This window comes from Flexivirga oryzae (assembly GCF_014190805.1).
Lineage (GTDB): Bacteria > Actinomycetota > Actinomycetes > Actinomycetales > Dermatophilaceae > Flexivirga > Flexivirga oryzae.
Map to the genome: position 1 here is coordinate 1,726,190 of NZ_JACHVQ010000001.1, position 25,778 is coordinate 1,751,967.

A 25,778-nucleotide genomic window follows, 5' to 3' on the forward strand; every position below is an offset into this window, starting at 1 on the left:
GGGCTGCACGTAGGCTGGGTGAATGGCGAACGCGGACCGGCCCGGCTGGCAGCTGGGCACGCTGCGCGGCGTCCCGATCTACATCGGCCGCACCTGGCCGATCATCGCCGTCGTGGTGATCGCCACGTTCGGCCCGCAGGTCAGGAACAGCTACCCCGATCTGGGTGGCACCGCCTACTTCGTCGCGCTGCTCTACACGCTGTTGTTGTTGCTGTCGGTGGTGGCCCACGAGGCGGCGCACGCACTCGTCGCCCAGTGGCGGGGTTTCCACGTGCAACGGATCGTCGCGGATCTGTGGGGCGGTCACACGGCGTACGAGTCCGACGACAAGTCACCCCTGTCGAGCGCGCTCGTCGCGGTCGTCGGGCCGCTGGCGAACGCCGCCCTCGCCGTGGCTGGGTGGTTCGTGCTGCAGGGCATGGGCGACGACCGCGAGGTCGCCCGGCTGCTCGTCGGAGCATTCGTCTTCACCAACGGTTTCGTCGCCATCTTCAACCTGCTGCCCGGTATGCCGCTCGACGGCGGCTACATCCTCGACGCGGTCGTCTGGCGGATCACCGGTTCCCGGTCCGCCGGGCTCGTGGTCGCCGGCTGGTGCGGGCGCGTGCTGGCCGTGCTGCTGGTCGTGTGGGCGGTGGTGCTGCCGCTCACCCGCGGTGACACCCCCGACACGTTCTACGTGCTGTGGTCGGTGCTCATCGCCGGATTCCTCTGGTTCGGCGCGACCGGTGCGATCGCCCGCGCCCGGTCGGGCCGGCTCCTCGCCAAGGTCCGGATCCGGGACGTGCTGCGCCCGGTCCACGTGGTCAGCGACGAAGTACCCGCCGCCCAGTTGCCGCACGACGCCGACGTGGTGGTCGTCAACCGGCAGGGTCAGGCGTGGGGTGTCATCGCCCAGTCCGACCTGCACACCGTCACTCTCCCGACCGCGCAGCAGGTGACGGCGGCCTCACTCGCGCGGGTGCAGCCGTCCGGCTGGGTGACCCAGGTCGACTCGGTCGACGCCGATGTGACCGCGCTGGTGCGTGCCGCGCAAGGCGTCGGCGGCGCCATACAGGAGCTGTTCGTGCTGTTGGAGGGCCGGCCGGCCGGGCTGGTGTCGATCCAGGCACTTGGCGACGCGCTCGCGGAGGCCGAGAACCGGGCGGCGTCGCCGGCCGCGTGACCGGGCCGACTCCCCGTTTCGCGGTGACTTAGGCTTGGCCATCGTGACATCGCCCGAACCCACCGGAGCCGCAGCCCGGCGCGGACCCCTCGCCGAAGGCGAGCGTGTGCAGTTGACGGACCCGAAGGGGCGGATGCACACGCTGCAGCTGACCCCCGGCAAGCAGTTCCACACCCACCGCGGGCACCTGGACCACGACGACCTGATCGGCCTGCCCGACGGCAGCACCATCACCAACACCGCGGGCACCGAATACCTCGTGCTGCGGCCGTTGCTGTCCGACTACGTGATGTCGATGCCCCGCGGCGCCGCCGTGGTCTACCCGAAGGACTCCGGCCAGATCATTGCCATGGCCGACATCTTCCCGGGGGCGCGCGTCGTCGAGGCCGGCGTCGGGTCGGGCGCGCTGTCGATGTCGCTGCTGCGCGCCGTCGGCGACCACGGCAGCCTGCACTCGATCGAGCGGCGCGCCGAGTTCGCCGACATCGCCAAGGGCAACGTGCGCACCTTCTTCGGCGGCGAGCACCCGGCGTGGACCGTATCGGTCGGCGACTTCGTCGAGGTGCTGCCCCGGGTCGCCGAGCCGGGCTCCGTGGACCGGGTCGTGCTCGACATGCTCGCGCCCTGGGAGTGCCTCGACGCCGCCGGCGACGCCCTCGTCCCGGGCGGGGTCTTCATCGCGTATGTCGCCACCGCGACCCAGTTGTCCCGCGTCGCGGAGGCGGTACGCGCGCACGGCGGCTACACCGAGCCGCAGGCGTGGGAGTCGATCGTGCGCGGCTGGCACCTGGAAGGACTCGCGGTGCGCCCGCAGCACCGCATGCACGGTCACACCGGGTTCCTCATCTCCACCCGCCGGCTGGCGCCCGGGGTGACCCCGCCGTTCCGCAAACGGCGCCCCGCCAAGGGCGCGTATGACGGTCTCGACGCTCCAGATGGTGAGACGGGCGTCTTCGACGCCGGCAGCTCCGACGAGGACTGGACGCCCGAAAATCTGGGCGAACGCCCGGTATCGGAGAAGAAGCTGCGCAAATTGCAACGTTCGGCAGGCGAGCCGCCTACGGCCTGAACATGTTTGCGAGTTAGGGTCAGTGGGCATCGAACCGCAGTGACGACAACCTGTCGTCCTCGCGCGAAGGAGGCCGACCGTGACCGATCACCCCCACGACTCAGATGCGCCGAAGAGCTCCGTCGAGAGCCTGCAGCGCGAGATCCGGACCCTTCGCGAACGACTTGCGGTCTCCTCCCGCGCCAACGCCGGCGAGCTGCAGCAGCAGGTCCGGCAACTGCAGGCGTCCGTCGGCACCCTGTCGGCGCAGAACGAACGTCTCGTGCGCACCCTCAAGGAAGCCCGCGAGCAGATCGTCAACCTCAAGAGCGAGGTCGACCGGCTCGCGCAACCGCCCGCGTCATACGGCGTCATCATCGAGACCCACGACGACGCCACCGCCGACATCCTGTCCAGCGGCCGCAAACTGCGCGTCGCCGTCAGCCCCTCCATCGACCCCGCCGACCTGCAGATCGGCCGCGAGGTCATGCTCAACGAGGCACTCAACGTCGTCGCCGCCGTCGGCTTCGAGCGGGTCGGTGAGCTCGTCCAGGCCAAGGAGCTGCTCGGCGAGGACCGCGTGCTGGTGATCGCGCACGCCGACGAGGAGCGGGTCTGCCGGATCGCCGACAACCTGCGGGGGCAGGTCATCCGGGCCGGGGACTCGCTGCTGTGCGACACCCGCAGCGGGTTCGTCTTCGAGCGCATCCCGAAGGCCGAGGTCGCCGACCTGGTGCTGGAGGAGGTCCCCGACATCCGCTACGAGGACATCGGTGGCCTGACCGGGCAGATCGAGCAGATCCGCGACGCGGTCGAGCTGCCCTACCTGCACGCTGACCTCTTCCGGGAGCACGCGCTGCGGCCGCCCAAGGGCGTGCTGCTCTACGGCCCTCCCGGGTGCGGCAAGACGCTCATCGCCAAGGCCGTGGCGGCCAGCCTGGCCCGCAAGGTGGCCGAGAAGACCGGACGCGACGAGACGGCATACTTCCTGAACATCAAGGGCCCCGAGCTGCTCAACAAATACGTCGGTGAGACCGAGCGGCACATCCGGCTGATCTTCCAGCGGGCCCGCGAGAAGTCCTCCGACGGCACACCCGTGGTGGTGTTCTTCGACGAGATGGAGTCGCTGTTCCGCACCCGCGGGTCCGGTGTCTCCTCCGACGTCGAGACCACCATCGTGCCGCAGTTGCTGGCCGAGATCGACGGCGTCGAGCAGTTGCAGAACGTCATCGTCATCGGCGCCTCCAACCGGGAGGACATGATCGACCCGGCGATCCTGCGACCCGGGCGTCTCGACGTGAAGATCAAGATCGAACGCCCGGACGCCGAGAGCGCGCGGGACATCTTCAGCAAGTACCTCGTGCCGGAGCTGCCGCTGCACGCCGACGACCTCGCCGAGCACAACAACTCCGCACAGGAGACCGTCGAGGCGATGATCCAGGCGTCCGTGGAGCGGATGTACACCGAGATCGACGAGAACAAGTTCCTGGAGGTCACCTACGCCAGCGGCGACAAGGAGGTCCTCTACTTCAAGGACTTCAACTCCGGCGCGATGATCCAGAACATCGTCGACCGCGCCAAGAAGATGGCGATCAAGGACCAACTGACCACCGGTCAGAAGGGCATCCGGGTCGACCACCTGCTGCGCTCGTGCGTCGACGAGTTCAAGGAGAACGAGGACCTGCCCAACACCACCAACCCCGACGACTGGGCGCGGATCTCCGGCAAGAAGGGCGAGCGGATCGTCTACATCCGCACGCTCATCGACGGCAAGGACGGCGCCGAGCCGGGCCGGTCTATCGACTCCATCAAGGGCACCGGGCAGTACCTGTAGCCGGTTCGTTGGAGGGTCTCGATACGGCTCGCCCCTGGGGGCTCGCCTACTCGACCCGCTCCGAGCGGTGGCCGAGCTTGTCGAGGTCACCGGGCCGTCGCAGGCGACCCGCGCTGCGCGGTGTCCGAGCTCGTCGAGGTCACCTGGCCGTCGCAGGCGGCCCGCGCTGAGCGATGGCCGAGCTTGTCGAGGTCACCGGGCCTTCGCAGGCGACCCGCGCTGCGCGGTGTCCGATCGGGGCAGACTCGTTCGTAGCACTTGTGAGCGGCGGCCGACCGGGCCGTCCCGATCAAGGAGGCAGCCATGCCCAGGTACCTGATGTCCGTCTTCGGACCCGCCGAGCGCACCGACTTCGGCAACTACCCGACCAAGGAGGACATGCTCCAGGCGTTCGAGGACACCGGCGCGTTCAACGACAAGCTGCAGCGTGAGGGCTACTTCGTCTTCGCCGACGGCCTCGCGCCGGCCGACACCGCGACGGTGGTCGACGGCCAGGGCGACCAGCCGGTGTTCACCGACGGGCCCTACCTGGAGGCCAAGGAGCACCTGGGCGGCTTCTGGGTGATCGAGGCACCGGACCTCGACGTCGCGCTGCAGCTGGCCGCAGAGGGCTCGAAGGCGTGCCGTGGCCGGGTCGAGGTGCGCCCGTTCCAGAACGCGGACGACCTGCAGCAGCTCATCGACTCGTGAGCAGCCGGGCGGTCGGCGAAGCGATCGCCGCGGCGCACCGGGACGAGTGGGCGCGGATCGTCGCCGCTCTGGCGCGCCGGTTCGACCTGGACACCGCCGAGGACGCCGCGGCCGAGGCCTTCGCCGTCGCGGTCGAGCGCTGGCCCGCGGACGGCATACCACCGAATCCGGGTGGCTGGCTCACCACGACCGCCACCCGCAAGGCGATCGACCGGGTGCGGCGCGAGGCGCGGCGGGAGCAGAAGTACCAGGAGGCCCAGGTCTTGTATGCCGACGACGCACCCTCGCCGACCGGCGTGATCGACGACGACCGGCTGCGGCTGATCTTCACCTGCTGCCACCCCGCGCTCGCCCCGGAGGCGCGGATCGCGCTGACGCTGCGGATGGTCGGCGGGTTGACGGTGCCCGAGATAGCCCACGCGTTCCTCGTGCAGGAGTCGGCGATGGGACGGCGGATCACCCGCGCGAAGGCGAAGATCAAGGCCAACCACGTGCCGTACCGGGTGCCGTCCGCGGCCGACCTGCCGGCGCGGCTGGAGGGCGTGCTGGCGGTGCTGTTCCTGGTCTTCAACGAGGGTTACCTCGCGACCGGTGGGAAGTCGGACCCGATCCGGGCCGACCTGACGCAGCAGGCCATCCGACTGAGCCGCCTGCTGCACACCCTGCTGCCGGACGACGGCGAGGTAGTCGGGCTGCTGGCCCTGATGCTGCTGACCGACGCACGACGACCTGCGCGCATCTCCGCGACCGGGGAGCTCATCACGCTCGGCGAGCAGGACCGGTCGCTGTGGGACCGGGAGCTGATCGAGGAAGGACACCGGCTCGTGCGTGGCCGGCTGGCCGCGGTCGCCGCCGGTGGCCCGCCGCCCGGAAGGTTCCAGCTGCTGGCCGCGATCAACGCGGTGCACACGTACCCGCAGCGTGCGGGCGACACCGACTGGTTCCAGATCGTCACGCTCTACGACCGACTGACCAGCATCGACCCGTCACCGGTCGTGGCCCTGAACCGCGCGGTCGCGGTCGCCGAACTGGACGGGCCCGAGGTGGCGCTCGCGCTGCTGGACGGGCTGCCGCTGGACGGTTATCACGCCTTCCACGCGAGCCGTGCCGAGATGCTGCGCCGAGCCGGACGGGTGGCCGAAGCGCGCGAGGCCTACACCCGTGCGATCGCGTTGACCGGGAACACTGCCGAGGCGGCATACCTCACCCGGCGGCGCGACGAGCTCTGACGGCCAAACGGTGGGTTCCGAGCATGCCGAACGCGCTCCATACGACGCGTTCGGCATCATCCCGTGGCGCTGACCGGCCCGGAATTGACCTTCGAGTTGGTCGAGGGCCCAAGCTGGGGGTGTGGCTGAACAGGAATCCCTGCTGACCATCGGCGCGTTCGCCCGGCTGGTCGGCCTGAGCTCGAGCGCGCTGCGGTTCTACGACGACTGCGGCCTGCTGCACCCGCAGGAGGTCGACGCCGCCAGCGGTTACCGCTACTACGCGGCGGATCAGGAGCGCCGTGCCACGACCATCAGCCGACTGCGGGGGATCGGCCTGCCGCTGCAGGACATTCGCACCGTGCTGGACGGCCCGCCGGAGCAGGCCCGCGCCGCACTGCGGTCGTATGCCGACCGGGCCACCGGGCTCGCGCGCCAGGCCCGCGCGACGGCGGAGGACGTGATCGCGACGTTGCCGGACCCGGACGAGCGGACCAGACCGACGACCGTCGTGGTGCCCGGTCCGGAGCTCGCCAGCGCACTGCGCCAGGTGTCGCCCGCGGCCGCGGCGGCGCCGGACATCCCGGCGTTGCGCGGCGTCCTGCTGCAGGCGACCGCCGACGAACTCACCGTCGTCGCGACCGACCGCTACTGGATGGCGGTGCGCACCCTGCCGGTGGAGCAGGCGTCCGGCGGCGACCGAGAGGTCGTCGTGGGCGCCGACGCGATCGAGGACGCCGTCGCCTTCGCGGCGAGCCACGACCGGATCCGGCTGCGCGTCGGCGAGACCGACGCCCACCTGGAGGGCGACGAGCAGACCCTTGCGCTGCCCATGGTGGTCGACCAATTCCCTTCGTACCAATCGGTGTTGAGCAGCCTGCCGCCCGCCGCGGGCCGGGTCACCGTCGACCGGGCGCGGCTGTCGGACGAGCTGGTCGCCGTCGGCGAGGACGACGTGGTGGTGCTGACGACCGGCGACCGGCACCTCGACCTGCGGATCGACGGCGACCGGCACGGTGTGCGGCTGCCCGCCATCTGCACCGGTGCGCCGCTGGCCGTCGCGTTCCGACCGATGCTGCTGCTCGGCGCGCTCGAGGTCAGTGTCGGGCCCGAGGTGCTCCTGCAACTCCCGGGCGAGGAGGGACGCCCGGTCGTCGTCCGGTCGGCCGACCAGGGAACGTTCACCACGATCGTGATGCCGGTGCGGAGGGAGGAGGGGCGGTCATGACGGCCCGGGTCGCACCGGCGACCACGGCTGAGCGACAGAGGTTGCCGGCGGCATACGTCGTCTGGTCGGGGGCCGCAGCGACCAGCACACTCGGCAGCTCCGCCTTCGGCTTCGCGATGACCTGGTACGCGACGGGTGTGTCTGCTGGGCTGACCGGGCTCGTCGGCGTGCTGACGACCCTGCCGACGGCGGCCCTGCTACTGCTGGGCGGCGCGGTGGCCGATCGGTTCGGTGTCCGGCGGATGCTCATCGCCGGGGACGCGGTGATGCTGGCGCTCAGCGTGTTCGTCGTGGCGATCGCCACCACCGTCGGGGTCCACCCGTGGTTGCTCATCGCGGTGGCCCTGGTCGACGGCGTGGAGAGCGCGTTCTACCTTCCCGCGGCCGGAGTGGTGCCGCGCTTGTTCGCCACCGGTGACGCGCTGCCGCGGGCGACCGCTTTCAACAGCACGCTGACCCAGCTGGCCAGGATCGCCGGTCCGCCGTGCGGCGCGCTCGCGGTGACCGCCGTCGCGTTCGCCGGAACGGCCGCGGTCGACGGTGTGACGTTCCTGCTGATCCTGTTGGTACTGATACGGATCCGGCCACCGCATGCGCCCGTGCCGAGCACCGACGAGCCCTCCGGACTGTCGGTGCTGCGCCCACTCACCGCGGTGTGGGGAGATCCACAGCTGCGCGCCGTCATCGTGACGACCGGGGTCATCGCGGCCGCAGTGCTGCCGTCGGTGATCTACGGGCCGTCGTTGCTGGCGCGCGAATCCGGTTGGGGCCCAGGTGCGTCCGGGCTCATCGAGGTCGGCTGGCTGGTCGGTGGTGTCGTGGTGACGACGCTCATCGCGCGGCGCGGCACCTCGCACCGGATCGGTCTGGCGGTAGCCGCCGGGCTGCTCATGGTCGGCGCCGGTCTGTCGGGTATGGCGCTGTCACCGCTGCCGGTCGCGACGTTCGGGTGCGCCGTCGTGCTGGGCCTCGGTGTCTCCGTCTGCACCGGTCACCTGTGGCCGGCCTACCTGCTGGCGACACCGATGGACCAGCTCGGGCGCTACCAGTCGCTGCTCGTCTTTGCCCAGATGGCAACGCTTCTCGTCGCCACGGTGATCTTCACCACGGTCGCCGGGCAGCTGAGTGCGCGGTGGTCCATCGCGCTCTGCGCGGCCGTGGTGCTGCTCACCCTGGCCTGGTGGACCGCGCGGAAGCGTGGCTGGACGAAGAATGGAGATGCCGTCGTGTCGACGGTGTGAGAGCGTGGTCCGCGGCGCGTGGGAGACGCGCGCTCGGCACGTTGCCGCCGACCGAAGGACCATTCCGTGCAAGCCCTGACCGATGCTGCCATCCGCAGCTCGTTCGTGAACGCGTCACGCCGCGAGGTGCGTGAGGCGATCCTGCCCGACCTGACCGACATCGACTGGGACGCCACCGACCTGCTCGGCTGGCGGGACCGCAAGAAGGACAACACCGCCTACGTCGTGCTCGAGATCGACGAGACACCCGTGGGCGTGCGCCTGACGACGGCACCGCCGTCCGGCCCGCGGCGTCGCACGCTGTGCACCTGGTGCCGTGACGTGATCGTCGCCGACGACGTCGCGATGTATGTCGCCCGCCGCGCGGGCGCGGCAGGCCGACGCGGCAACACGATCGGCACACTCGTCTGCCGCGACTTCGGGTGCAGCGCTCACGTGCGCCGGCGGCCGACGCTCACCGAGGTGGGCAGCAGCGACGAGAACGACCGGATCATGTTGATCGACAGGCGCATCCGCGCCCTGCGGGAACACTCCAGCGACTTCGTGCGCCAGGTCGCGGCGACTGCGTGACCCGGTCGCTGGACCCGGCCGCGTCGGTCAGCCGCGCGCGACGTGCCGGGCCACGAAATCGTTGCGGAACTTGCCGTGCGGATCGAGCATCCGGCGTAGCTCGTCGAAGTCGTCCAGCCGGTCGTAGGCGAAGTCGAGCCTGCCCGGATAGGTGAAGACCTTGCCCCAGTGCGGCCGCGGTGCCAGCGACTCCAGGGCACGCTCGACGACGCCGACCGCCGTGTGGACGGCCGCGACATCCGGCTTCCAGGTGAAGTGGAACGCGACCGAGTCACGGTCGTACGCGGGACTCAGCCACTGCCGGTCGGCCGCGATCGCCCGGACCTCGCCCACCAGCAGCTGAGGGGCGATGCCCTCTCCGACGGCGAGCAACTCCTCGATCGCGCGCCCCGCGTCCTCGCGGGCGACGAAGAACTCCGACTGGATCTCCGCCCCCGCGCTCGGGGTGAAGCCCAGCCGGAAGTGCGGTAGCCGGTCGGCCCACGACCCGGCGACCCCGCCCTGCTCGGTGACGGCCTCCGACGTGGCGCCGGCGGCCTGCAGCGGGTGCAACGTGTCCTCGGTCCACCGCGACCCGACGACGGCCGGGCGCCCGGTCGACCCGGTGATCCGCGACTTCACGACGACGTGATCGGGACCCGGACCGGTCCACCGACCGAAGATGCTCACGCTGTATGCCGTCGCGAGCACCTCGTCGACCCGCGAAACCAGCTCACCCCAGCTCAACCCGACGAAGGCGTCCTGGCGCACCTGGTAGTCCGGCACCGTCGCGAGCCGAAGCCTTGTCACGACGCCGAGCGCGCCCAGCGACACCACGACACCGTCGAAATAGTGATCGGTGCGATCGACCCAGCGCAGTTGCCCCTCCGCCGTCAGCAGCTCGACCGCTTCCACCGACCCCGCGAGACCGCCCTGCCCCGTCCCGGAGCCGTGCGTGCCCGTCGCGACACTGCCCGCGACGGTGATGTGGGGGAGGGAGGCGAGATTCGGCAGCGCACGCCCGGCCGCCGTCAACGCGGGCACCAGATCGCCGTACTTCATGCCACCGCTGACCGTCACCGACCCGGTGTCCGGATCGACCGCCGGGGCCTCGATGAGGCCGGAAAGGTCTACCTGCCAGCCGTTCTCGCTGTCCGCGATGCCGTTGAAGCTGTGCCCCGACCCGGCGACCTTCAGGGCCGGAGCCTGCGCCACGAGCTGCTGGAGCTCCTCGACGGTCGTGGGCCGCTCCCGCCGGGCGGCACGGTAGTCGTAGGTACCGGACCAGTTCGTCGTCATGGCATTCCTCGTTTCGAATCGCACGGACCTGATCGGGGCTGGGGTGCGCCCTACGGGGTGGACGGGCCGTCCTCGCCGGGGTAGCGCACCCCCAGCTGCGCGCGAACCTCGTCCATGACCTCCAGGACCCGGATCGTCTCGGCCCACGGCATCAACGGGGACTGGGTCTCACCGGCACTGACCCGTCGAGCAACCTCGGCGGCCTCGAAGTGCAGGCCGTGCTCGGTCGACTCGGGCGCGTAGGTGTCGAGGACGACGTCGTCGGTGCCGACCAGTCGCACCGGACCGCGCTGGTAGAACCAGCCGGGCAGCTCCAAACGGCCCGAGGTCCCCGCGATGACAGCGGTGTTCGCGGTCCGCGCGCTCATCGTCGAGACGCACGTGGCCAGCGCCCCGCCGCTGCGCAGGGTGACCGTCTCTGCGCGGTCGACACCAGTCGGCGTCAGCGACCCGGTCGCGTGCACGTCGAGCTCGCCGGGCAGCAGCATCGCCGCGAGGGAGATCGGGTAGACACCGAGGTCGAGCAGCGCACCCCCGGCGAGTGCGGGCTCGGCCAGCCGTTGCGGGCCCGCCGGATAGAGCAGTTGCCCGTGGTCGGCGACGATGCTGTCGAGCTCACCGAGCAGGCCGTCCGCCGCAGCCTGTCGCACGACGTCGTAGCGGGGGAGGAACCTCGACCACATCGCCTCCATGCAGAACAGGTTGCGGGAGCGCGCCTCTTCGATCACCTCGCGCGCCTCGCAAGCGTTGCGGGTGAACGCCTTCTCGACCAGGACCGGCTTGCCGGCGCGCAGCGCGAGGAGCGCGTGGTCGCGGTGTGCCGAGTGCGGGGACGCGACGTACACGACGTCGACCGTAGGGTCGGCGACGAGTTCGTCATACGACCCGTATGCCGTGAAACTGCCGAACTGAGAGGCGAACTCGCGCGCGCGGTCGATGCTCCGGGAGCCGCAGGCGACGATCCGCTGCCCGGTCCCGGCCAGCAGCGCCGACGCGAAGGCCGCGGCGATACCGCCAGGGGCGAGGATCCCCCAGCGGAGGGACGGGGCGTCCTTCGGGTCCGGCGTGGTCGGAGCAGGTAGCGCGGTCACGCGAACCATCCTTGCAGAGCATCGACGATCTCCCAGCGCGCTTGCCACGCAACGGGTGCCGCACCCGGAATGTTGAGGAAGCCGTGCGGCACACCGCGGTAGTGCGTCAGCCGGGTCGCGACCCCGCTGCGCTGCAGCGCGGCGGCGTAGTCCGCCCCCTCCGGGGCGAGGGGGTCGAACTCGGCGGTCTGGATCAGCGCCGGTGCCGCCCCCTCGTGCGATGCGGCCTGCAGCGGGGAGATCTGCGCGTCGTCCGCCGCGACCGGCGCACCGTCGAGGTAGAGGGACTTGTAGGTGTCCAGGACAGCGGTCGGCGCCTTGTGCTCGGGCGCCTTGCGGTAGTCGGGTGCCAGCACCAGCGCGCCGGTCTCGTCGGCGATCATCGTGAGCGGCGACTCGTAGTCGAGCGGACGCCCCAGGGTCCAGCCGCCGCCGTGGTAGTACACGACCACGGGTGCCGCGCCGTGCACGTCCGGGCGCCGGTACGTCCGGGCCGGGATCCTCGCGCCGTCCCGCATCGTGAGGTGGATGGTGTCACGGACGATGTGTTGCGGACCCGCCCCGTCACGAGGGTGACCGGGAAACGCGGGTCGGGTGTCATGGCGCGCCGGTGCGGGATCTCCTCGGGCTTCATGCCCGCCACGCCGTCGCGGGTGCGACTCACCGCCATACACAGCAAGCGGGTGCGGATCGGCATATCCGGCAGGTCCGCCCAGTGAACCTTCGTCATGGCCGAAGTATTGCGGTCTTAAGGTCGGAACATGACTGTGCGTCGGATCATGGGCATCGAGACCGAATACGGCATCTCCGTGCCGGGTGACCCCACCGCCAACCCGATGGTCCTGTCCGGCCGGGTCGTGACGGCATACGCCACCCAGGTGGGTATGCGTGCGGCACGCGCGGGCTGGGACTACGAGGACGAGGCCCCGCTACGGGATGCACGCGGCTTCGACATGGCCCGGGGTGTCGCGGACCCGAGCCAGCTCACCGACGAGGAAGACCCCACCCTGGCCAATGTGGTGCTCACCAACGGGGCGCGGTTGTATGTCGACCACGCGCACCCCGAGTACAGCTCCCCGGAGGTGACCAGCCCGCGCGACGCGATCGCCTGGGACCGGGCGGGAGAGGCGATCATGCGCGAGGCGGTGCGGCTGCTCGCGGTCCCGGGCACACCGGGGGTCAACCTCTACAAGAACAACACCGACGGCAAGGGCGCGTCCTACGGGACGCACGAAAACTACCTGATGAGCCGCTCCACGCCGTTCGCGGAGATCGTGCGGCACCTCATCCCGTTCTTCGTCGCCCGGCAGGTGATGTGCGGGTCCGGCCGCGTCGGCATCGGCGTCGAGTCGTCCCGGCCGGGTTTCCAGCTCGCCCAGCGCTCGGACTTCTTCGAGGTCGAGGTCGGCCTGGAGACCACCCTGAAGCGACCGCTGATCAACACCCGCGACGAGCCGCACGCCGTCGCGGACCGCTATCGCCGGCTGCACGTCATCCTCGGCGACGCCAACCACTGCGACGTCACCAACCTGCTCAAGCTCGGCACGACCAGCCTGGTGCTCGGCATGATCGAGGACAGTGCGGTCGGTGCCGACCTCACCGTCGACAAGCCGGTCGAGGCCCTGCACCGGATCTCGCACGACCCGACGCTGCGGACCACGGTCGAGGTCGCCGGCCGACGCACCATGACCGGTGTCCAACTGCTCTGGAGCTACTACGAACTCGTCGACTCCTGGTTGCAGCAGAAGTACGCCGGGGAGCTGGACGAGGACACCGCCGAGGTCATGCAACGCTGGGAGCAGGTGCTGACGAAGCTGGAGCGTGACCCGATGGAGGCCGACCGCGAGGTCGACTGGGTCACCAAGCTGAAGACCATGGAGAGCTACCGCGCCCGCGACGGGCTGGACTGGTCCGACCACCGGTTGCGCGCCATCGACATCCAGTGGTCCGACGTGCGCACCGACAAGGGTCTGTTCAACCGGCTGCTCGCGGGCGGCCGGGTCGAGCAGCTGGTCGACGACACGCTCGTGAAGGACGCCGTGGGCAACCCGCCGCGTGACACGCGCGCCTACTTCCGGGGGACCTGCCTCGCGCGGTTCCCCCGGGAGGTGGCCGCCGCCTCCTGGGACTCGGTCATCTTCGACGTGCAGTCGCAGCCGAGCCTGCAGCGCGTGCCGATGCTCGAACCGGAGCGAGGGACCGAGGCGCACGTCGGGCCGCTGCTGGAGCGTGCCGGGTCGGCCGATGAGCTGCTGCGGCTGCTCGCCGACGGCACCACAGCGGCGGGTTGAGCCGAAGCCGGGTGTGCCGTCGCGCCATACCGGCTGGCCCACGTAGGGTTGGAGACAGAAGCAGGACGAAAGGACACCGCCATGGCTACGCAGGAACACAAGAACCCGCAGCGCCGCGACGCCGACCCGGCAGACGACGCACCGGAGCCGGCACCGGCCGCCGCCCCGGCGAAGCAGGAGCTCGACGACGACGTCGACAGCGTGCTGGACGAGATCGACGGTGTGCTGGAGTCCAACTCCGAGGAGTTCGTCCGCGGTTTCGTCCAGAAGGGCGGACAGTGAGCGAGTCCCGCCAGCTCCCTCCCTCGTTCTTGCAGACCGGTTCATCGTCGTTTACCGAGTTCCTCGCCGGCCACGCACCGGATCTGGTGCCGGGTTCGCGCACCATCCCGGTGTCGGCGATCGACGTGCCGCACGGCACCACGATCGTGGCGATCGCCTATGCCGACGGCGTGCTGCTCGCCGGTGACCGCCGTGCCACGATGGGCAACCTGATCGCCAACAACGAGATGCTCAAGGTCTTCGCGGCCGACGACTTCTCCGCGGTCGGCATCGCCGGCACGGCCGGCACCGCCATCGAGATGGTGCGGCTGTTCCAGGTGGAGTTGGAGCACTACGAGAAGATCGAGGGCACCCGGCTCTCGTTGGTGGGCAAGGCGAACCGCCTGGCGACGATGATCCGCGGCAACCTCGGGATGGCGATGCAGGGCCTGTCCGTCGTACCGCTCTTCGCCGGCTTCGACCTGGACCGCGACGAGGGGCGGATCTTCTCCTACGACGTGACCGGCGGCTGCTACGAGGAGCACGACTTCCACTCGGTCGGTTCGGGATCGCTGTTCGCCCGTGGCGCGCTGAAGAAGCTGTGGCGCCGGCAGATGACCCGCGACGACGCCGTACACGTCACCATCGAGGCGTTGTACGACGCGGCCGACGACGACTCGGCCACCGGTGGGCCCGACCTCGGCCGGCGCATCTGGCCGACGGTCGCGATCGTCAATGCCGACGGAACCCAGTTCGTGTCCGACGACGAGCTGGCCGGTGTTGTCCAGCAGGTCCTCGAGGCCCGCCGCGAGATCGGAGGTACACGCTAAATGAGCATGCCGTTCTACGTCTCGCCCGAGCAGCTGATGAAGGACCGGGCCGACTACGCCCGCAAGGGCATCGCCCGTGGCCGGTCCGTCGTGGTGCTGGCGTATGACGGGGGCATCGCCTTCGTCGCCGAGAACCCCAGCCGGGCGCTGCACAAGGTGTCGGAGATCTACGACCGCATCGCGTTCGCCGCGGTCGGCAAGTACAACGAGTTCGAGAACCTCCGCGTCGCCGGCATCCGGTATGCCGACCTGCGCGGTTACTCCTACGACCGCTCCGACGTCACGGCGCGCGGGCTCGCCAATGCCTACGCGCAGACCCTCGGCACGGTCTTCACCCAGGAGGCCAAGCCGTACGAGGTCGAGATCGTCGTCGCGCAGGTGGACGACAGCGCCGGCACCGACCAGATCTACCGGCTGACCTACGACGGCTCGGTGTTCGACGAGCAGGGCTTCGTGGCCATGGGCGGGGCGGCCGAGCACATCAGCGCCGGTCTGCAGGAGCGCTGGGAGCCCGGCATGGACCTCGGCGCGGCGCTGCGGCTGGCCGTGGGGCTGCTCGGCGAGGACCCGAACGGTGGCGAGGCGCGCACACTCACGGCCGACCAGCTCGAGGTGGCGGTGCTGGACCGGGAGCGCGAGCGCCGGAAGTTCCGCCGGATCGAGAACTCGCACCTCGGCGGCCTGCTCAGCCCGGACGGTGCTGCGTCCCCGACCGCTGACACGCCGCCGTCCGACGCCGCTGATGCCGACGCCAGTGAGCCCGACGAATAACTGACAACAGTTTCGACTTCCTCGCTTGGAACCGCCGTCCCGAGCGAGGAAGTGACGACAGTAGCGAGTTACCCGCCGCCGGCCGCGAGCGTGAGTTATTTCCCTCAGATCGGTAATCAAGGTGACCGTTGTCGGTGCCCTCTGACATGATGGATAGGCATCCCAGCTACTGCTCTGCGCGGCGCTGCGGTCAGGCATGTCGGGGGACTCCATCATCTTGACCTCAAGTGCGGTTGAAGGCTGAGGCTGAGGGTGTGCTCCGCCTCGTCACTCGTCGCCAAGGAGGCTTCACCACCCGATGACCGACCAGCCCTCGCAGGCATCCGTTCCACCCCACAGTTCCCACCCCGGCACGGTGGGTCTCTTGTCGAAACCCTCGATCAATCCGACCCCGGCCCGGCGCAACCGGGCCACGAGCCTGCTGCGGCTGGCTCCTTACGTCCGGCCCTACCGCACGCGCTGGATCACCATGATGATCTTCGGACTCACCAGTCTGGGCGCGACGATCGTCATACCGCTGATGACCAAGGCGGTCATCGACGGGCCCGTGTCCCATCACGACCAACGCGGCCTGTGGGTCCTGGGCACGGCCGCGCTGGCGATCGGTATGGCGGAGGCCATCCTCTGGTTCGGGCGGCGCTGGCTGGTCGCGCGCGCAACGATGGGCATCGAGCGCGACATCCGCAACGAGATGTACCAGCACCTGCAGGTGCTGCCGATGTCATTCCACAGCAAGTGGCAGTCCGGCCAATTGCTGTCGCGGATCATGAACGACCTCAGCATGATTCGACGGCTGCTCAGCTTCGGCATCGTGATGCTGGTCCTCAACACGCTGCAGATCATCGCCGTGACGATCATCCTCCTGCTGCTCTACTGGCCACTCGGCGTGGTGGTCGTCATCTCGATCGTGCCGATCGCCGCGATCGTTCTGCACAACCAGCGGAAGTTCACCAAGCTGTCCCGGATGGCGCAGGACCAGACCGGCGTCGTGGCGACCAATGTCGAGGAGTCGGCGCTCGGCCTGCGAGTCATCAAGTCGTTCGGCCGCGAGGACTACATCTTCGACCGGTTCGACGAGCAGGCGACGGCTCTCTTCGACATCCAGGTACGCAAGGTCCGCCTCCAGGCCAGCTTCTGGACGCTGCTCGAGGTGATCCCCAACCTCACCCTCATCGTCGTGCTCGGCCTCGGTGCCGCGGCCACGGGGGACGGTCGCATCACCCTCGGAACACTCGTCGCGTTCATCACCATGATGCTCTCGCTGGTCTGGCCCATCGCGGCGCTGGGTTTCCTGCTGTCCATGACCCAGGAGGCGATGACCGCCGCCGACCGGGTCGCCGAGATCTTCGACACCGAGCCGGATATCACCGATGGCCCGACCAACGAGGTATCACCGGGCGGTGCGCTGCGGCTGCGGGACGTCGGCTTCAAGTTCCCCGACGCGACTGACGACGACTGGGCGCTGCGGCACGTCGACCTCGACCTGCACCCCGGTGAGACGATCGCCCTCGTCGGCGCGACCGGCGCGGGCAAGTCGGTGCTCACCGGGCTGGTCCCCAGGTTGTATGACGTCACCGAGGGCAGCATCGAGGTCGACGGCACCGACATACGCGACCTGACGCTGCCGGCACTGCGGCAGACCGTGGCCACCGCGTTCGAGGATCCGACGCTGTTCTCGTTGTCCGTGCGGGAGAACCTCACCCTCGGCCGCCCGCAGGCCACCGAGGAGGAGATCACCGAGGCGATCGACGTGGCGCAGGCGCACTTCGTCCACGACCTGCCGTTCGGGCTGGAAACCCGCATCGGGGAGCAGGGGATGAGCCTGTCCGGCGGCCAACGGCAGCGGCTGTCGCTCGCGCGTGCGGTGCTCACCCACCCGAAGGTGCTGGTGCTGGACGACACCTTGTCCGCGCTCGACGTGCACACCGAGGCGCTGGTCGAGGAGGCGCTGCGCCGCGTGCTGCACTCGGTGACGGGTCTGGTGGTCGCGCACCGGGCCTCCACGGTGCTGCTGGCCGACCGCGTCGCGCTGCTGCAGCACGGCACGATCACCCATGTCGGCACCCACTCACAGCTGCTGGCGACCGTCCCCGCCTACCGCTACCTGCTGGCCGCCGACGACGAGATCGACGACCGGGCCGAGCACGATCCGACCTGGTGCACCGACGACGAGAAGCGCTGTGCGCAGGAGGATCTCGAGGTGAGCGAAGGTTCGTCCCGGGCCGCTCGAGATGACGACAGCACCCTCGACCGGCCGATGCGGGAGGCACGCCGATGAGCACTTCCACAAGCACAGACAGCGCGACCCGCACTGAGCCGCAGCTGAAGCCGGAGGAACGCTGGCGGGGGCGGATGGCCTCCGACAACGACAGCGACCTGCCGATCGACGAGTCGAAACCGATGCGGCGCGAGGCGCGGCAGCTCCTCGGCTCGCTGCTCGCGCCATACAAGAAGATGGTCGCCGTCCTGATCGTGCTGGTCGTCATCGAGAACCTCGCCCGGCTCTCGGTGCCGCGCATGGTCCAGGTCGGCATCGACCACGGTGTTCCGCCGATCACCCGTGACGGCGACGCGCACGTGCTGCTGCTCGTGATCGGGGCGTTGTGCGTCATCGTGGCCGTGCAGGCGGTCAGCCGGATGTTCTTCCTGCGGCAGTCCGGCACCATCGGTGAGCTCGCGCTGCTCGAGCTGCGTCGGCGGATCTTCCGGCACTTCCAGCGGCTGGACGTGTCGTTCCACGACAAGTACACCTCCGGGCGCGTCGTCAGCCGCTCCACCAATGACGTCGAAGCCATCCAGGACATGCTGGAGAACGGCTTCGACAGTCTGGTGACCGCCGTGCTGACCCTGATCGGCACCGCGATCCTGCTGATCACCCTCGACGTCGAGCTCGGGCTGATCTGCCTGGTCAGCTTCCCGGTGCTGGTGGCGCTGTCCGCGTGGTTCCGTGGCCAGTCCAGCAAGACCTACCGCGAGGTACGCGAGAGTGCCGCGCTGGTCATCGTGCAGTTCGTCGAGACGATGACCGGCATCAAGGCAGTGCAGGCCTACCGTCGCGAGCGGCGCAACCAGGAGATCTTCGAGGAGGTCGCCGAGCGCTACCGCGCGATCAACGAGCGGACCTTCCAGCTGGTCGCGATCTTCATGCCGTCGGTCAAGCTGGTCGGCAACATCATGACCAGCATCGTGCTGTTGTATGGCGGGTGGCGTGTGCTGCACGGCCACATGACCGTCGGGGTGCTCACGGCGTTCCTGCTCTACCTGCGGATGTTCTTCGAGCCGATGCAGGACATCACGCAGTTCTTCAACACCTTCCAGTCGGCGTCGTCCGCGCTGGAGAAGGTCGCCGGTGTGATGGCGACGCCGCCGGGCATCAAGGATCCCGAGCAGCCGAAGCAGCTCGAAAACGTGCGGGGCGCAGTCGAATTCGACGAGGTCCGGTTCTCCTACGTCGAAGGCCGCGCGGTGCTGCCGGGGCTCACGCTCGACATACCCGCGGGCCAGACGGTGGCTCTGGTGGGCACCACCGGTGCCGGCAAGACGACCATCGCGAAGCTGATGGCACGCTTCTACGACCCGTCCGCGGGTGCGGTCCGGCTGGACGGGACCGACCTGCGGGAGGTGGACCAGCCGCAGCTGCGCCGCCACGTGGTGATGGTGACCCAGGAGAACTTCATGTTCGAGGGCACGGTGGCCGACAACATCCGCTTCGGCAAGCCCAGCGCCACCGATGCGGAGATCCGGGCCGCGGCGGAGGCCGTCGGTGCGGACCACTTCATCGACAAGTTGCCGGACGGCTACGACACCGATGTCGCCAAGCGCGGGGGCCGGCTCTCGGCCGGGCAACGGCAACTGGTCGCGTTCGCGCGGGCGTTCCTCGCAGACCCGGCGGTGCTGATCCTGGACGAGGCGACGTCGTCGCTGGACATCCCGAGTGAACGCCTGGTGCAGCGTGCGCTGGAGACGGTGCTCGCCGACCGCACGGCGCTGATCATCGCGCACCGGTTGTCCACCGTGGAGGTGGCCGACCGGGTGCTGGTGCTGGAGCACGGCGAGGTGTTGGAGGACGGCAGCCCGGACGCCCTGATCGGCGCCGGCGACGGCAAGTACGCCGCCCTGCACCGCGCCTGGGTCGAGTCCCTCGCCTGACACGCCCCGCGTCCCGTTCGCCGAGAGGACAACAACCGCATCGAGGGGACACGAAATACCGCCCGGATCGCGCTGTCCGGGCCGGTATTTCGTGTCCCCTCAGTACGTTTTGTGTCCTGTCGGTGCGGTGATGGCGTCGCCGATGAGGGCCGCCTCGTCGGCGGGGGAGAGACCGGCACGGCGGGCGCGGCCGGGCCCGGCCTGTAGCTCCCACGCCAGCGTGTCGCGGACGGAGTCCTCCAGTGGGCGGGTCCGCAACCCCGCCGAGCGTGCGGCCGCCGGAGAGCGGGCGGCGAAACCGGCATACTCCGGCTGCGGCAGCCACAACGGGAAGCTGCGCTCGCCCGCCCACGGCGCGATGCCGTGCGCGGCGATCCAGTCCTGACCGACCGCAACCAGCTCGCCGGTGTGGCCGGCGACCTGCCGGGCGATCGCGAGATAGTCCGCCAGGGACCGGTGTTCGGTCGTCGCGTTGTACACACCAGACGTGCCGTGTTCGACCGACTCGACCAGCCACTGCGCCAGGTCGCGGACGTCGATGAGCTGGACCGTTGCGCCGGGGGAGTCGGGCACCAGCACGGCACCGTCGGCGGTGGCCGGGTGCGCGAATCGCAACGGCCAGTAGCCCGTCCGGTCACTGCGATCACCGGGTCCGGTGATCAGGCCGGGTCGGGCGATCAGCGCGTTGTCGTTGTATGCCGCCAGCACGGCCTGCTCGCACGCGACGTTGCCCTCGCCGTACTTCTCGAGGTCGAAGGGCCCGTCCCACGCCGGCAGCAGCGGGGCAGTCTCGTCCTGGGCCGGTATGTCGTCCTGGGCGTAGACCGAACACGTCGACACCAGCGCCCACCGGTCAACGCGCTGACGGAGCGCGGTCACGGCGCCGCGCGCGTGCTGCGGATCGCTCGTCACGTCGAACGCCGCGGCGAACTCGCCGGTCAGCGCTGAATACGATTGTGAATCATCGCGATCGGCCGCAACGAGCTCGGCTCCCTCCGGCACCGGCCGCGACCCGCGCGCCATACAGATCACTTCGTGGCCGCGGCCCAGTGCCGCACGCACGATCTCGCCGCCGAGCCAGCCTGTCCCACCGAGCACCAGGAGTCGCATGCGGTCAAGCCGACCACGGCGGATCCGCCCCTCGCAACCACGCGCTGCTCAGAGCAGACCTCACGCTGCGACCCAGACCTCACGCTGCGACCCAGACCCATGCTGCGCCAGCCGACACCCATTTCACCGACAGGCCCAGCAATGACCGAGAGGCTCACTCATGGGCGTAATCCTGTGCGCCGGAGGGCGGTATGTGTGAGCCTGTCGGTCGTAAGTGAGCCTGTCGGTCGTATGTGAGCCTGTCGGTGGTAAGTGGGCCTGTCGGCGGGTTCTACGCTCGGGAGCCATGACGTACCGGACCCTCGCCACGCCGTGCACCGGGGAGATCGAGGTCAGCCGGTCGCGGTTCCTGGCCGACGTACGCCGGGTGGAGACCGAGGAAGCGGCCCGCGAGGTCATCGCGCAGGTGCGGGCGCACCACCGGGACGCGCGCCACCACTGCAGCGCGTTCGTTCTCGGACCCGACGGTCGCCTGCAGCGCAGCAACGACGACGGCGAGCCGTCCGGGACGGCGGGTGCACCGATCCTCGCCGCCCTGCGCGGCGCCGACCTGAGCGACGTCGTCGCCGTGGTCACCCGGTGGTTCGGCGGCACCCTGCTCGGGACCGGCGGCCTCACCAGGGCGTATGCCGGGGCGGTCGACACGGCGTTGCAGGACGCGCGGGTCGTGACCCGCGAGCTCCGGGAGCAGGTGGACCTACCCGTCCCGCACACCGACGCCGGACGCGTCGAGTCCGAGCTGCGGGCCCGCGGCGTGACCGTCGTCGGCACCGACTACACCGACGTCGCGACGCTGCATCTGAGCACTACCGACCCGGACGGCCTGGACGCCCACATCGCGGCGCTGACCGGCGGCACGGCGCACGGCATACGGAACGGTCCCCGCTGGGCGGACGCGGACGGTTAGGGTCGGTACATGGCCTTCCAACAAGCACAGCGAGCTCGGGCCGCGCGGGCATGGCGGCCACTTGCTGACGCCGTCGCCAGGGCAGAATGAGCCTCATGGAGCGGCGGATCTTCGGCATCGAGAACGAATACGGCGTCACCTGCACCTTCGACGGGCAACGACGGCTGACCCCTGACGAGGTCGCGCGCTACCTGTTCCGCAAGGTCGTCTCATGGGGCCGGTCGTCCAACGTCTTCCTCGGCAACGGATCACGGCTCTACCTCGACGTCGGCAGCCACCCCGAATACGCCACGCCCGAGTGCGACGACGTGCGCGAGGCGGTCATCCACGACAAGGCCGGCGAGCGGATCATCGAGGGCCTGGTCGAGGAGGCCCAGGCCCGGCTGGTCGAGGAGGGTGTCGACGGCAAGATCTTCGTCTTCAAGAACAACACCGACTCGGCCGGCAACTCCTACGGCTGCCACGAGAACTACCTGATCAGCCGGAGCGGGGAGTTCCAGCAGATCTCCGACATCCTGATCCCGTTCCTGGTGAGCCGGCAGATCACCTGCGGCGCGGGCAAGATCGCGGTGCTCGGCCACAAACCGACCTACTGCGTCAGCCAGCGCGCCGACCACATCTGGGAGGGCGTCAGCAGCGCCACGACCCGGTCGCGGCCGATCATCAACACCCGCGACGAGCCGCACGCCGACGCCGAGCGCTTCCGCCGGCTGCACGTCATCGTCGGCGACAGCAACATGAGCGAGACCACGACGATGCTCAAGCTCGGCTCGGCGCACCTGGTGCTGCGGATGATCGAGGACGGCGTGTCGATGCGTGACCTCAGCCTGGAGAACCCCATCCGCGCGATCCGTGAGATCAGTCACGACATCACCGGCCAGGCCCCCGTCCGGCTGGCCAACGGACGCGAGCTGTCCGCGCTGCAGATGCAGGCCGAGTACTTCGAGCGTGCTCGGGCGTATGTCGACCAGCGCGCGATCACCGACGACCTGACCAAGAAGATCATGGACCTGTGGGAGCGGACCCTCACCGCCATCGACACCGATGACCTGGGCATGATCGACACCGAGATCGACTGGGTCATCAAGCACAAGCTGCTCGATCAGTACTCCGCGAAACACGGTCTGGCGCTTGACGATCCGCGCATGCTGCAACTCGACCTGACCTATCACGACATCAACCGTGAGCGGGGCCTGTTCTACCTGCTGCAGCGCCGGGGCAAGGCCGCCCGGGTGTGCTCGGACGTCGAGATCTTCGAGGCCAAGACGTACCCGCCGCAGACCACCCGGGCCAAATTGCGCGGTGACTTCATCCGGGCCGCACAGGCGGCCCGGCGCGACTTCACCGTCGACTGGGTGCATCTGAAGCTGAACGACCAGGCGCAGCGCACCGTGCTCGTCAAGGACCCGTTCAGTGCCAGCGACCAACGGGTCGAAAGGCTCATCGCGGGGATGTAGTCAAGGCCACCTGACACCTGGTCCACAGCGGGCTTCGTTAGGGTGGCGCCCGCTCATTCATTTCCCAGCTTTCCAAGAGGTTCTTCGACGTGCGCCGAATCCCGTTCCGCCTGCTCGCGGCAGGCACCCTTCCCGTGCTCTTCCTCGCAGGGTGTGGCAGCAGCACCTCCAACGGCAGCGGTAGTACGTCGAAGGCCGCGACCAAGTCCGCCTCGACGTCGGCGAGTGCGTCGAGTTCGACGTCGCTGCCGCCATACACCGTCGCCGCCAAGGACGTGTCGCCGATGAGCGACATCCAGGTGACCACCGCCAGCGGCAAGAGCCCGGCGATCAAGCTCGGCAAGAAGCCGTTCCAGGTCAACAAGACGACGGTCCAGGTCAAGACGCAGGGCACCGGTGCCGCGGTCAAGTCCGACGAACTCGCGTCGGTCAGCTACGTCGCGGTGGACGGCCGGACCGGCAAGACGCTGGCCGACACCTTCGCCAACAGCGCCGGGCCGATGTACCTGAAGGACCCGACCCAGCTGCCCGGACTGGTCAAGGCGGTGTCGGGCAAGAAGGCCGGCACGATCGAGACCATCGCCATCCCGCCGGACGAGGCGTTCGGCTCCTCCGGCAACTCCGACCTCGGGGTCACCCGCAAGGACACGATCGTCCTCTACCTGAAGATCAACGGTTCGAGCCCGAACATCGCCCACGGCACCACGGTCGCGCCGACGAAGGGCATGCCGACCGTGAAGTGGAACGGCATCCTGAAGCCGGCCACGATCACCATGCCGAACACGGCCGCGCCGAAGAAGCTGCAGTCCGCCAACCTGATCAACGGCACCGGCGCCACGGTGAAGAAGGGCCAGACGCTGACCGCGCTCTACACCGGCGTGATCTGGAAGAACGGCAAGGCCGGGAAGGTCTTCGACTCCACCGGCAACCCGGGCCGGTACGGCGTCCCCGCCAGCTTCGTCATCGGTGAGGGCCAGGTCATCAAGGGCTGGGACAAGGCGCTGGTCGGCAAGAAGGTCGGTGACCGCGTCGAGATCGTCGTACCGCCCGCCCAGGGCTACGGCAGCAAGGGCAGCTCGGACGGCTCGATCAAGGGCACCGACACGATCGTCTTCGTCGTCGACATCGTCGCCGTCAGCTGAACAACACCGTCACCAACGCCGAAACAAGCGAGGTAGCAATGCCGTTCGACCCGAACACCACCAAGCCGGAGATCGACTTCCCGGGCGCCGAGCCGCCCACCGAGCTCGTGATCGAGGATGTCAGCGTCGGCGACGGCGCCGAGGCCCAGCCGGGCGACCAGATCAAGGCGCACTACGTGGGCGTCGCCTGGTCGTCGGGCGAGGAGTTCGACGCCTCCTGGAACCGCGGTGCACCGCTGGACTTCCAGGTCGGCGTCGGCCAGGTCATCCCGGGCTGGGACCAGGGCATCGTCGGCATGAAGGTCGGCGGCCGGCGCAAGCTGGTCATCCCGCCGCACCTGGGGTATGGCGAGCGCGGCGCCGGCGGCTCCATCGGCCCCAACGAGACGCTGATCTTCGTCGTCGACCTGGTCTCGACCAACAAGCCCGGCGCGGGACGGGCCTTCGGCCTCGGCTGACCCGATAGCGTGGCGGGCATGGAGCCTCGTCACGTAGACACGTTCGACGTCGGCATCGACTCCGGGGAGGGCGGGGGAGAGAGCACTCTCACCGTCCTCATCGCGATGTGCGCCAACCTGCTGGTGGCCATCGCCAAGACGATCGCGGCGGTCATCACCGCGTCCGCGTCCCTGGTCGCGGAGGCCGCCCACTCGTGGGCGGACACCGGCAACGAGGTGTTCCTCATCATCGCCGACAAACGCTCCCGCAAGGCCGCCGACCGGCAGCACCCGCTCGGCTACGGGCGGGAGGCGTACGTCTGGTCGCTGTTCGCCGCGCTCGGACTGTTCGTCGCCGGAGCGGCGGTGTCGATCTGGCACGGCATCCAGGAGCTGATCCACCCGGAGGCCGCGAGCGACTTCCTGGTCGGTTACATCGTGCTGGCCCTCTCGTTCGTGCTGGAGGGCGTGTCGTTCCTGCAGTCGGTGCGGCAGGCCAGCGCCGAGGCCGAGCACTACGACCGCGAGCTGCTCGAGCACGTGCTGCGCACCTCCGACCCGACGCTGCGCGCGGTGTTCGCCGAGGACGCCGCCGCACTGATCGGCCTGGTCATCGCGGGCGCCGGGCTGGGGTTGCACCAGATCACCGGGTCGCCCGCCCCGGACTCGATCGGTTCGATCCTGGTCGGCCTCGTGCTGGGGGTCGTGGCGGTCGTGCTGATCCGCCGCAACATCGGCTTCCTGGTCGGCGAGGAGGTGTCCTTCGAGGTGCGCGCGGCCGCGTTGCGGGCGCTGCTGGCGCAGCCGGAGGTCGCCCGGGTCACCTACCTGCGGCTGGAGTTCGTCGGCCCGCGCAAGGTCTACCTGGTGGGCGACGTGGATCTGACCGGCGATCGGGCCGAGCACGTGGTCGCGGAGCGGTTGCGTGCCCTCGAGGCGAAGATCTCGGCCAGCCCTGCCGTCGCGGGCACCGTGCTGAGCCTGTCCAGCTCGGACGAGGAGTCGCTGACCCCCGATGACCCGCACCCCACCGTTCCCCGGTGAGTGACGGCCGGGTTCGGTGTCGTACA

At 69.5% G+C, this 25,778-nt stretch carries 24 protein-coding genes; 20 read left to right on the forward strand and 4 right to left on the reverse strand.

Features of this window, described 5'->3' with window-relative positions:
- The first annotated feature begins 22 nt into the window (after positions 1-22).
- The 8 genes from FHU39_RS07960 to FHU39_RS07995 all read left to right on the forward strand — a co-directional run bounded on the left by FHU39_RS07960 (position 23) and on the right by FHU39_RS07995 (position 8,984).
- Positions 23-1,165, forward strand: coding sequence for a site-2 protease family protein (locus tag FHU39_RS07960; protein WP_183319850.1), 1,143 nt, complete (start codon positions 23-25; stop codon positions 1,163-1,165).
- Positions 1,166-1,208: 43 nt separating this feature from the next.
- The gene (locus FHU39_RS07965) at positions 1,209-2,234 is read left to right on the forward strand and encodes a tRNA (adenine-N1)-methyltransferase (protein WP_343065782.1); all 1,026 of its coding nucleotides are present in this window, start codon (positions 1,209-1,211) and stop codon (positions 2,232-2,234) included.
- 196 nt (positions 2,235-2,430) lie between these two features.
- A complete protein-coding gene (gene arc / locus FHU39_RS07970) occupies positions 2,431-4,047 on the forward strand; it encodes a proteasome ATPase (protein ID WP_246336442.1) in 1,617 nt (538 codons plus the stop codon).
- A gap of 303 nt (positions 4,048-4,350) precedes the next feature.
- Entirely contained in the window at positions 4,351-4,737 is a 387-nt protein-coding gene (locus FHU39_RS07975; RefSeq protein ID WP_183319853.1) for a YciI family protein, read from the forward strand.
- Complete coding sequence (locus FHU39_RS07980) at positions 4,734-5,966, forward strand: DUF6596 domain-containing protein (protein ID WP_183319854.1); 1,233 nt, start codon at positions 4,734-4,736, stop codon at positions 5,964-5,966. Before FHU39_RS07975 ends, FHU39_RS07980 begins: the two co-directional genes overlap by 4 nt.
- Before the next feature lie 121 nt (positions 5,967-6,087).
- On the forward strand, positions 6,088-7,173 hold the full coding sequence (locus FHU39_RS07985; RefSeq protein ID WP_183319855.1) for a DNA polymerase III subunit beta family protein: 1,086 nt from the start codon (positions 6,088-6,090) through the stop codon (positions 7,171-7,173).
- The gene (locus tag FHU39_RS07990) at positions 7,170-8,414 is read left to right on the forward strand and encodes an MFS transporter (RefSeq protein WP_183319856.1); all 1,245 of its coding nucleotides are present in this window, start codon (positions 7,170-7,172) and stop codon (positions 8,412-8,414) included. Before FHU39_RS07985 ends, FHU39_RS07990 begins: the two co-directional genes overlap by 4 nt.
- A 66-nt stretch (positions 8,415-8,480) precedes the next feature.
- A complete protein-coding gene (locus tag FHU39_RS07995; RefSeq protein ID WP_183319857.1) occupies positions 8,481-8,984 on the forward strand; it encodes an FBP domain-containing protein in 504 nt (167 codons plus the stop codon).
- A gap of 27 nt (positions 8,985-9,011) precedes the next feature.
- Here the strand turns inward: FHU39_RS07995 and FHU39_RS08000 are convergent, their stop codons facing one another.
- Genes FHU39_RS08000 through FHU39_RS08010 form a run of 3 tightly spaced genes read right to left on the reverse strand, consistent with a single transcriptional unit; the run spans position 9,012 to position 11,871 of the window.
- Positions 9,012-10,262: an FAD-binding protein gene (locus FHU39_RS08000; protein ID WP_183319858.1), complete on the reverse strand. Its 1,251-nt coding sequence runs from the start codon at positions 10,260-10,262 to the stop codon at positions 9,012-9,014.
- A gap of 50 nt (positions 10,263-10,312) precedes the next feature.
- Positions 10,313-11,362, reverse strand: coding sequence for a Gfo/Idh/MocA family protein (locus tag FHU39_RS08005; RefSeq protein ID WP_183319859.1), 1,050 nt, complete (start codon positions 11,360-11,362; stop codon positions 10,313-10,315).
- On the reverse strand, positions 11,350-11,871 hold the full coding sequence (locus tag FHU39_RS08010) for an alpha/beta hydrolase (RefSeq protein WP_183319860.1): 522 nt from the start codon (positions 11,869-11,871) through the stop codon (positions 11,350-11,352). The genes FHU39_RS08005 and FHU39_RS08010 overlap by 13 nt, the downstream gene beginning before the upstream one ends.
- Before the next feature lie 54 nt (positions 11,872-11,925).
- Between FHU39_RS08010 and FHU39_RS08015 the strand changes: the two genes are divergently transcribed.
- The 7 genes from FHU39_RS08015 (at position 11,926) to FHU39_RS08045 (ending at position 19,655) form a co-directional block, all read left to right on the forward strand.
- Positions 11,926-12,072 carry a hypothetical protein gene (locus FHU39_RS08015; RefSeq protein ID WP_183319861.1) on the forward strand — a complete coding sequence of 49 codons (147 nt, stop codon included), beginning with the start codon at positions 11,926-11,928 and terminating at the stop codon, positions 12,070-12,072.
- Between the two features lie 42 nt (positions 12,073-12,114).
- Entirely contained in the window at positions 12,115-13,644 is a 1,530-nt protein-coding gene (dop, locus tag FHU39_RS08020) for a depupylase/deamidase Dop (RefSeq protein WP_183319862.1), read from the forward strand.
- 81 nt (positions 13,645-13,725) lie between these two features.
- On the forward strand, positions 13,726-13,926 hold the full coding sequence (locus FHU39_RS08025) for a ubiquitin-like protein Pup (protein WP_183319863.1): 201 nt from the start codon (positions 13,726-13,728) through the stop codon (positions 13,924-13,926).
- Positions 13,923-14,735, forward strand: coding sequence for a proteasome subunit beta (gene prcB / locus FHU39_RS08030; RefSeq protein WP_183319864.1), 813 nt, complete (start codon positions 13,923-13,925; stop codon positions 14,733-14,735). Before FHU39_RS08025 ends, prcB begins: the two co-directional genes overlap by 4 nt.
- Positions 14,736-15,506, forward strand: a complete 771-nt coding sequence (gene prcA, locus FHU39_RS08035) for a proteasome subunit alpha (protein WP_183319865.1) — start codon at positions 14,736-14,738, stop codon at positions 15,504-15,506.
- A 364-nt stretch (positions 15,507-15,870) separates the two neighbouring features.
- Entirely contained in the window at positions 15,871-17,784 is a 1,914-nt protein-coding gene (locus FHU39_RS08040) for an ABC transporter ATP-binding protein (protein WP_246336182.1), read from the forward strand.
- A gap of 74 nt (positions 17,785-17,858) precedes the next feature.
- The gene (locus FHU39_RS08045) at positions 17,859-19,655 is read left to right on the forward strand and encodes an ABC transporter ATP-binding protein (protein WP_221185421.1); all 1,797 of its coding nucleotides are present in this window, start codon (positions 17,859-17,861) and stop codon (positions 19,653-19,655) included.
- A gap of 99 nt (positions 19,656-19,754) precedes the next feature.
- Here FHU39_RS08045 and FHU39_RS08050 read toward each other — a convergent pair whose 3' ends face one another.
- Positions 19,755-20,765 (reverse strand): NAD-dependent epimerase/dehydratase family protein, encoded by a 1,011-nt coding sequence (locus FHU39_RS08050; protein WP_183319868.1) that lies wholly within the window; start codon positions 20,763-20,765, stop codon positions 19,755-19,757.
- 286 nt (positions 20,766-21,051) lie between these two features.
- Between FHU39_RS08050 and FHU39_RS08055 the strand changes: the two genes are divergently transcribed.
- From FHU39_RS08055 to FHU39_RS08075, 5 genes are all read left to right on the forward strand, one after another.
- The gene (locus FHU39_RS08055; RefSeq protein ID WP_183319869.1) at positions 21,052-21,672 is read left to right on the forward strand and encodes an IMPACT family protein; all 621 of its coding nucleotides are present in this window, start codon (positions 21,052-21,054) and stop codon (positions 21,670-21,672) included.
- Between the two features lie 95 nt (positions 21,673-21,767).
- Complete coding sequence (gene pafA / locus FHU39_RS08060; protein ID WP_183319870.1) at positions 21,768-23,129, forward strand: Pup--protein ligase; 1,362 nt, start codon at positions 21,768-21,770, stop codon at positions 23,127-23,129.
- 89 nt (positions 23,130-23,218) lie between these two features.
- Positions 23,219-24,271, forward strand: a complete 1,053-nt coding sequence (locus tag FHU39_RS08065) for an FKBP-type peptidyl-prolyl cis-trans isomerase (RefSeq protein ID WP_183319871.1) — start codon at positions 23,219-23,221, stop codon at positions 24,269-24,271.
- A gap of 38 nt (positions 24,272-24,309) precedes the next feature.
- Complete coding sequence (locus tag FHU39_RS08070; protein ID WP_183319872.1) at positions 24,310-24,729, forward strand: FKBP-type peptidyl-prolyl cis-trans isomerase; 420 nt, start codon at positions 24,310-24,312, stop codon at positions 24,727-24,729.
- A gap of 18 nt (positions 24,730-24,747) precedes the next feature.
- Complete coding sequence (locus tag FHU39_RS08075) at positions 24,748-25,752, forward strand: cation diffusion facilitator family transporter (RefSeq protein WP_183319873.1); 1,005 nt, start codon at positions 24,748-24,750, stop codon at positions 25,750-25,752.
- The last annotated feature ends 26 nt before the right edge of the window (positions 25,753-25,778 follow it).

What these genes read in the sequence shown, in the direction of transcription:
- prcA (WP_183319865.1), top strand. Translation starts at nt 14,736, where the DNA reads ATGAGCATGCCGTTCTACGTCTCGCCCGAGCAGCTGATGAAGGACCGG.
- pafA (WP_183319870.1), top strand. Translation starts at nt 21,768, where the DNA reads ATGGAGCGGCGGATCTTCGGCATCGAGAACGAATACGGCGTCACCTGC.
- FHU39_RS08055 (WP_183319869.1), top strand. Translation starts at nt 21,052, where the DNA reads ATGACGTACCGGACCCTCGCCACGCCGTGCACCGGGGAGATCGAGGTC.
- FHU39_RS08010 (WP_183319860.1), bottom strand. Translation starts at nt 11,871, where the DNA reads ATGCGGGACGGCGCGAGGATCCCGGCCCGGACGTACCGGCGCCCGGAC.
- FHU39_RS08000 (WP_183319858.1), bottom strand. Translation starts at nt 10,262, where the DNA reads ATGACGACGAACTGGTCCGGTACCTACGACTACCGTGCCGCCCGGCGG.
- FHU39_RS08070 (WP_183319872.1), top strand. Translation starts at nt 24,310, where the DNA reads ATGCCGTTCGACCCGAACACCACCAAGCCGGAGATCGACTTCCCGGGC.
- FHU39_RS08045 (WP_221185421.1), top strand. Translation starts at nt 17,859, where the DNA reads ATGGCCTCCGACAACGACAGCGACCTGCCGATCGACGAGTCGAAACCG.
- dop (WP_183319862.1), top strand. Translation starts at nt 12,115, where the DNA reads ATGACTGTGCGTCGGATCATGGGCATCGAGACCGAATACGGCATCTCC.
- FHU39_RS08025 (WP_183319863.1), top strand. Translation starts at nt 13,726, where the DNA reads ATGGCTACGCAGGAACACAAGAACCCGCAGCGCCGCGACGCCGACCCG.
- FHU39_RS08075 (WP_183319873.1), top strand. Translation starts at nt 24,748, where the DNA reads ATGGAGCCTCGTCACGTAGACACGTTCGACGTCGGCATCGACTCCGGG.
- FHU39_RS07975 (WP_183319853.1), top strand. Translation starts at nt 4,351, where the DNA reads ATGCCCAGGTACCTGATGTCCGTCTTCGGACCCGCCGAGCGCACCGAC.
- FHU39_RS07990 (WP_183319856.1), top strand. Translation starts at nt 7,170, where the DNA reads ATGACGGCCCGGGTCGCACCGGCGACCACGGCTGAGCGACAGAGGTTG.
- FHU39_RS07960 (WP_183319850.1), top strand. Translation starts at nt 23, where the DNA reads ATGGCGAACGCGGACCGGCCCGGCTGGCAGCTGGGCACGCTGCGCGGC.
- FHU39_RS08005 (WP_183319859.1), bottom strand. Translation starts at nt 11,362, where the DNA reads ATGGTTCGCGTGACCGCGCTACCTGCTCCGACCACGCCGGACCCGAAG.
- FHU39_RS08050 (WP_183319868.1), bottom strand. Translation starts at nt 20,765, where the DNA reads ATGCGACTCCTGGTGCTCGGTGGGACAGGCTGGCTCGGCGGCGAGATC.